Genomic DNA, 6,723 nt, shown 5'->3' with positions numbered 1-6,723 from the left:
CTTGATCCTCAAACCAGGGGTTTGAGGATCAAGTCAGCACGCACGTTGCGGCGGCCCGGGTCAGCGGGCGAAGCGCCAGGCCGCCGGCAGGAGCGCTGCGGCCAGTGCCGCCTTGAGGGCGTCGCCCGGCAGGAACACGACGGCTCCGGTGAGCAGGGCCGCGCCGACGGGCATCCCGGTGCTCACGGCGAGCCACGGCACGCCGACGGCGTACACGGTGAGGGTGCCGACGGCGTAGGCGCCCGCGGTGGTGAGCGCACGGCGGTCGGCGCCGCGGCGGGCGAGCGCCCCGACGACGACGCCGGCGAGCACGAAGCCGACGAGGTAGCCCCCGGTCGCGCCGGCGACGGACTCCCAGCCCGCCGTCGAGCCGGCGAAGACGGGGAGGCCGGCGACGCCGGCGGCGAGGTAGACCGCCTGGGCGGCCGCGCCGCGCACGGGCCCGAGGGCGGCGGCCCCGAGCAGGACGGCGAAGGTCTGGCCGGTGAGCGGCACGGGCAGGCCCGGGACAGGGACGACGACCTGGGCTGCGAGCGCGGTGAGGGCGGCGACGGCGACGACGAGCACCACGTCGCGGGCGAGTGCCCCGGGCAGCAGGTCCGCGAGGACGCGGCGCGGGCGGGCGGGGGCGAGGGGGAGTGCGGCTGCGGTCATGCCGACGACGCTAGGGGCACCGAGCAGGCGAGGGCATGACCGGGGTGCGCCAACGCTGGGCCGCTCGTTTGTGCAGGTCGTACACACGCACCGCGGTCGTGGGCGTGCCGGTGCCTGCGTTTTGTGGGAATCGTGCACGCTGATCGCCGACGCGCCCGGCATGTCGGGGATGCCCCTCCCCGGCGGGTCGGTAGCCTCCGGCACCATGGCAGACAAAGACGTCGCGACGCCCGCCCTGGACCACGAGCTGACCGAGGAGCGGCCGCGCTGGCGGCTGGTGGGCCCAGGGCTCGTCGTCGCCGCCACCGGCATCGGGGCCGGGGACCTCGTCGCCACGCTGGTCGCGGGGAGCAAGTTCGGGTACACCCTGCTGTGGGCGGCGGTGCTCGGCGTCGTCATCAAGATCGTGCTGGTGGAGGGCGCCGGCCGCTGGTCGTTGGCCACGGGACGCACGATCTTCGACGGCTGGAAGTCGCTGGGGGCGTGGGCGAGCGTCTACTTCGGCGTCTACATCGTGGTGTGGGGCTTCAGCTACGGCGCGGCGGCCATGTCGAGCTCGGCGCTGCCGCTCGTCGCCCTGTTCCCGCAGGTCGACCTGGTCTGGTTCGCGATCGCCATGGGGCTGGTCGGGGCGGCGATCGTGTGGCTGGGCCGGTACAAGACGTTCGAGGTCGTCATCGCCGTGCTCGTGGGCGTCATGTTCGTGACGATCGTCGGCGCGGCCGTCCTCACCCTGCCGAACCTGGGCGAGATCGTCGGCGGTCTGGTGCCGCGCATCCCCGAGGGCTCGATCCTCTACACGCTCAGCCTCGCCGGCGGCGTGGGCGGCACCATCACCCTGGCGGCGTACGGGTACTGGCTCAAGGAGAAGGGCTGGCACACGCCGCGGTGGATGAAGGTCATGCGGATCGACAACGCCATGGCCTACGTGATCTCCGGTGTCTTCGTGATCTCGATGCTCGTCGTCGGGGCGGAGCTGCTGTACTCCTCGGGAATCACGCTCGCGGACGGCGAGGGCGGCCTCGTGGATCTCGCGGACGTGCTCGCCGAGCGGTACGGGTCGTTCATGGCGCCGCTGTTCCTCGTGGGGTTCTGGGCGTCGTCGTTCTCGTCGGTGCTGGGCGTGTGGAACGGCGTGTCCCTGATGTTCGCCGACTTCGTCGCCACAGCCCGCGGCCTGGCCGAGGACGACCCGCGCCGCCAGGCGGGCGGGAGCTACTACCGGGCCTACATCCTGTGGCTCACGTTCCCGCCGATGCTGCTGCTCCTGCTCGACAAGCCGATCGCCCTCGTCGTGGCCTACGGCGCGCTGGGGTCGCTGTTCATGCCGTTCCTCGCGATCACCCTGCTGATCCTCATGAACTCCTCGCGCGTCCCGGAGCGCTGGCGCAACCGTCCGCTCACCAACGTGGTCCTGGCGCTGGTGGCGCTGCTGTTCGTCGTGCTCGGGGTGCAGCAGCTGGTGGAGGCGCTCGCCCCGGTGCTGGGCTGACGGCCCGGCTGTCGACGGCTCGCGACGGCTCGGTCGGCGGCTCAGTCGGCGGCGCGGGCGCGGCGACGGAACGACGACGGCGTCTCGCCCGTGAGCCGCGCGAACGTGCGGGTGAAGGACGGCTGGTCGTAGAACCCGGACGCGGCGGCGACCTCGGCCAGCGGCGTCGTCGTCGACGTGAGCAGGTGCGCGGCGCGGTCCACGCGGGTGCGCAGCACGAGCTGCCGCGGGGACAGGCCGAAGACCTTGCGGACCCGCCGGTCCAGGACGGCGGGCGTGCTGCCCGCCAGCGCCGCCAGGTCGGCCACGGACAGCGGCTCTCCCGGCGAGGTGTCGAGGTGCCGCTGGACGGCGGCGACCAGCCGGGCCATCGCGTCCATCGTCGCGTCGTCGGCGTCCCCCGAGCGGAGGTCCTGCGACACCGAGACCAGCCCGACGACGCGGCCGCCGGCGTCGCGCACGGGCAGCTTCGCGGTGAGGAACCAGCCCGGGGTGCCGCCCACGCGGCGGATGAGCTCCAGCTCGTTGCGCAGCGGCCGTCCGGTGCGCAGCACCTCGGCGTCCTGCGCCTCGTACCGCTCGGCGAGCTCGGGCACGAAGAGGTCGACGGCGCGCCGGCCGAGCACCTGACGGCGGGACCGCTCGTTGGTGCGGCGCACGAACACCTGGTTCACCGCGAGGTACCGCCCGTCGGCGTCCTTCGCGCAGAACATCACGTCCGACAGCTCGTCCATCAGGTCCACCATCACGGGGGACAGGGCGGCCATGAGGGCGGCCGTGCCGGGCACCCCCGCGAGGGGCGGGGACGGGTCGCCGCCGACCTCGCCCGCAGCGCTCGTGGTGTTGTCGGAATCGTGGCCCATCGCGGGCCCGATCGTACAAGACGACGCCCCGCACGAGGGCGCACCCTGGGGGCATGAGTACCTCCGTTCCGGCGCGTGACGCCCACCCCACCGCCACGCGCGACACCTCGGGCGGCCAGAGCGCCGAAGCCCTGGTCGAGGACGCCGTCGCCCTCGCCCACCACTGGATCGCCGTCGCCTCCGGCGCGTCCGCACAGGACGGCGCGTCGACCACGCGCGCAGACCGCAAGACCCGCGCCACCGCCGAGCGGCTCGGCTCGCTCGTCTCCGACCCGGCGGGCCTCGAGCTCGCCGTCGGGTTCGTCGACGACGTCGCCCGCCCGCAGGACATCGGCGTCGCCGCCACCGCGCTCGCCCGCCTCGGCCGGGACGCCGGCTCCGCCACGTTCCTCGGTCCCGTCGACCGCACCCTGTTCAAGGTCGGCGCCGCCGTCGCGCCCGTGCTGCCCTCCGTCGTCGTGCCCGCCGCGCGGGTGCGCCTGCGCCAGCTCGTCGGCCACCTCGTCGCCGACGCCGGCAAGGGCCTGGGCCAGCACCTGGCCCGTACCCGCGCCGAGGGCTACACCCTCAACGTCAACCTGCTGGGCGAGGCCGTGCTCGGCGCCGACGAGGCCGCCGCCCGCCTGCAGCGCACCATCGACCTCGTGCGTCGGCCCGACGTCGACTACGTGTCGGTCAAGGTGTCGTCCGTCGCGGCGCAGCTCGTCACCTGGGACCTGGACGGGTCGCGCGAGCGCGTCGTCGAGCACCTGCTGCCCCTGTACCGGGCGGCCCGCGACCACGGCGTCTTCCTCAACCTCGACATGGAGGAGTACAAGGACCTCGCGCTCACCACCGCGGTCTTCACGCAGGTGCTCGACCGCGACGAGTTCCGCGACCTCGAGGCCGGCATCGTGCTCCAGGCCTACCTGCCCGACGCGATGGGCGCGCTCGACGAGCTCACCGAGTTCGCGCAGCAGCGCGTGGCCGCCGGCGGCGCCCGCATCAAGGTGCGCCTCGTCAAGGGCGCCAACCTGGCGATGGAGCAGGTCGAGGCCGAGCTGCACGACTGGGCCCAGGCGCCCTACCCGACCAAGCCGGACGTGGACGCGAACTACGTGCGCATCCTCGACCACCACCTGCGCTCCGACCGCACCGCCGCCGTGCGCCTTGGCGTCGCGTCCCACAACCTCTTCCACGTGGCGCTCGCGGTGCTGCTCGCCCGCGGCCGCGGCGTGACCGAGGGCCTCGACATCGAGATGCTGCAGGGCATGGCACCCATCGAGGCGCGCCTCGTGCGCGACGAGGTGGCCAAGGACGGCGGCCACGTCGTGCTGTACACCCCGGTGGTGCGCGACGAGGACTTCGACGTCGCCATCTCCTACCTGGTGCGCCGGCTCGAGGAGAACGCCGCCGAGCAGAACTTCCTGCACGCCGCCTTCGCCCCCGCCACCGGGCACGACGGCGTCGAGGCCACGGCCATGGACCGCCAGGAGCTGGCGTTCCGTGCGTCCGTGACCCACGGCGTGCACTACGACGCCGTCGACGTCGCGCCGCGACGCCGCGACCGGTTCGCCTCCGGCGCCACCGCGCCCACCGCCACCGGCTGCCCCACCGCGGAGCCGTTCCACAACGCCGTCGACACCGACCCCGCCGTCGCCGCGCACCGCGCCTGGGCCCGCAGCATCGTCGGACCGGACTCCGGCTACGTGCCCGTGCAGGCGCCCGAGGTCACCGACACCGCGACGATCGACGACGCCGTCGCGCGCGCCGTCGCCGCCCGCCAGGTGTGGGCCGCCGTCGCGCCCGCCGACCGCGCGCGCGTGCTGCGCGCCGCCGCCCGCCAGCTCGAGGCGCGCCGCACCGACCTCGTCACCGCCATGGTGCACGAGCCCGGCAAGACCGTGCCCGAGGCCGACCCCGAGGTCAGCGAGGCGATCGACTTCGCCAACTACTACGCGGCGTCCGCGGAGGCCCTGGAACAGGTGGACGGGGCCACGTTCACGCCCGAGGGCGTCACCCTCGTGACCCCGCCGTGGAACTTCCCCGTCGCGATCCCCGCGGGCGGTGTGCTGGCGGCGCTCGCGGCCGGGTCCGCGGTGCTCGCCAAGCCGGCGCCCACCACCCCGCGGTGCTACGAGCTCGCGATCGAGGCCGTGCACGCCGCGTTCGACGAGGTCGCGCCCGAGATCGGGCTCGACCCGCGGGTCGCGCGCGACGTCGTGCAGTTCCTGCGCGTGCCGGACGGCGACCTCGGCCAGCACCTCGTGACCCACCCCGACGTGGCGCGCGTCGTCCTCACCGGGTCCATCGAGACCGCCGAGATGTTCGCGTCCTGGCGGCCCGAGCGACCGGTGCTCGCGGAGACGTCGGGCAAGAACGCCCTGGTCGTGACCCCGTCCGCGGACCTCGATCTCGCCGTCGCGGACCTCGTGAAGAGCGCCTTCGGCCACGCGGGCCAGAAGTGCTCCGCCGCGTCGCTGGTGATCCTCGTCGGCTCCGTCGGCGACCCGGCCAGCGAGACGGGCAAGCGGTTCCGGCGCCAGCTCGTGGACGCTGTGCAGTCGCTGGCGGTCGGGTCGGCCACCGAGCTGTCCACCGTCATGGGCCCGCTCACCGAGCCCGCGCAGGGCAAGCTGCTGCGCGCCCTCACGACGCTCGAGCCCGGCGAGTCGTGGCTGGTGCGGCCGCGCCGCCTGGACGACGTGGCCGCGGCGGCCGGGATCGACGCCGAGCGGCTCTGGTCGCCGGGCCTGCGCGACGGCGTCGCGCCGGGGTCGTTCTTCCACCTCACCGAGGTGTTCGGCCCCGTGCTCGGCATCATGACCGCGAAGGACCTCGACGAGGCGATCCGCCTGCAGAACCAGGTCGACTTCGGCCTCACCGCGGGCATCCACTCGCTCGACGACGACGAGATCGCGACCTGGCTCGACCGGGTCGAGGCGGGCAACGTGTACGTCAACCGGCACATCACCGGCGCGATCGTCCAGCGGCAGTCGTTCGGCGGCTGGAAGGCCTCGGCGGTCGGCCCCGGCGCCAAGGCGGGCGGCCCGAACTACGTGGCCGAGCTCGGCACCTGGTCCGACGCCGAGGGCGTGCCGTCGCGCACGACCGACCCCGAGGGCTGGCTCGCGGCGGCGCAGGCCTCCGACGACGCCGCCTGGGCGGCCGAGATCGGCGTCGGGCACGACCGGTCCGGTCTGCGGGTGGAGGAGAACACCTTCCGCTACCGCCCGATCGAGCGCCTGACCGTCCGCGTCGGCGAGGGCGCCCTGCCGATCGAGGTGCGGCGGGTGCTCGCCGCAGCGAAGCGCGCCGGCGTGCCCGCCGTCGTCGTCCCCGACAGCGACAGCGGCTGGGGCGTGCCGCACGATGCGCCGACGTCCCACGAGGACTTCGCCGCCGCCGTCGCGGCCGGCCGTGTCACGGGCCGCGTCCGCGTGATCGGTCGTGCGCCGGGCCTGCACGAGGCCGCGGCACAGCGCCTCGGCACGGTGACGGTCCTCGACGCGCCCGTGGTCGCCAGCGGCCGCCGCGAGCTGCTCGCCGTCGTGCGCGAGCAGGCCGTCAGCCGCACCCGCCACCGGTACGGGCACGTGCACGCCTGATCCCTCGCGCCGCGGCGCCGGAAACGACCGTGCTGACTTGGTCCTCAAACTGCCCGTTTGAGGACCAGGTCAGCACGGTCGATCCAGTTTCGGCAGGAGGCGCGGGGACCGTCGTGGCACGATCGCG

General features: G+C 74.3%; 4 protein-coding genes. 2 read left to right on the top strand and 2 right to left on the bottom strand.

Translation table 11 applies throughout. The annotated features are described in order from the left end of the window. Positions 1-60 precede the first annotated feature (60 nt). Positions 61-654: a biotin transporter BioY gene (locus tag ACWGKI_RS06965; protein ID WP_452185785.1), complete on the bottom strand. Its 594-nt coding sequence runs from the start codon at positions 652-654 to the stop codon at positions 61-63. A gap of 205 nt (positions 655-859) precedes the next feature. Here ACWGKI_RS06965 and ACWGKI_RS06960 point away from each other — a divergent pair, with 205 nt between their 5' ends. Then, the gene (locus ACWGKI_RS06960; RefSeq protein WP_380244793.1) at positions 860-2,146 is read left to right on the top strand and encodes an Nramp family divalent metal transporter; all 1,287 of its coding nucleotides are present in this window, start codon (positions 860-862) and stop codon (positions 2,144-2,146) included. A 41-nt stretch (positions 2,147-2,187) separates the two neighbouring features. On the opposite strand, the gene ACWGKI_RS06955 is transcribed toward ACWGKI_RS06960, so the two are convergent. Continuing rightward, positions 2,188-3,009, bottom strand: coding sequence for a helix-turn-helix domain-containing protein (locus ACWGKI_RS06955; RefSeq protein ID WP_380244794.1), 822 nt, complete (start codon positions 3,007-3,009; stop codon positions 2,188-2,190). Positions 3,010-3,062: 53 nt separating this feature from the next. Between ACWGKI_RS06955 and ACWGKI_RS06950 the strand changes: the two genes are divergently transcribed. Continuing rightward, positions 3,063-6,596 carry a proline dehydrogenase family protein gene (locus ACWGKI_RS06950; protein WP_452185783.1) on the top strand — a complete coding sequence of 1,178 codons (3,534 nt, stop codon included), beginning with the start codon at positions 3,063-3,065 and terminating at the stop codon, positions 6,594-6,596. Positions 6,597-6,723 lie beyond the last annotated feature (127 nt).

The organism is Isoptericola sp. NPDC055881, assembly GCF_053615895.1.
The sequence above is the reverse complement of the archived record's forward strand: the minus strand, read 5'-3'. Positions and strand labels throughout refer to the sequence as shown.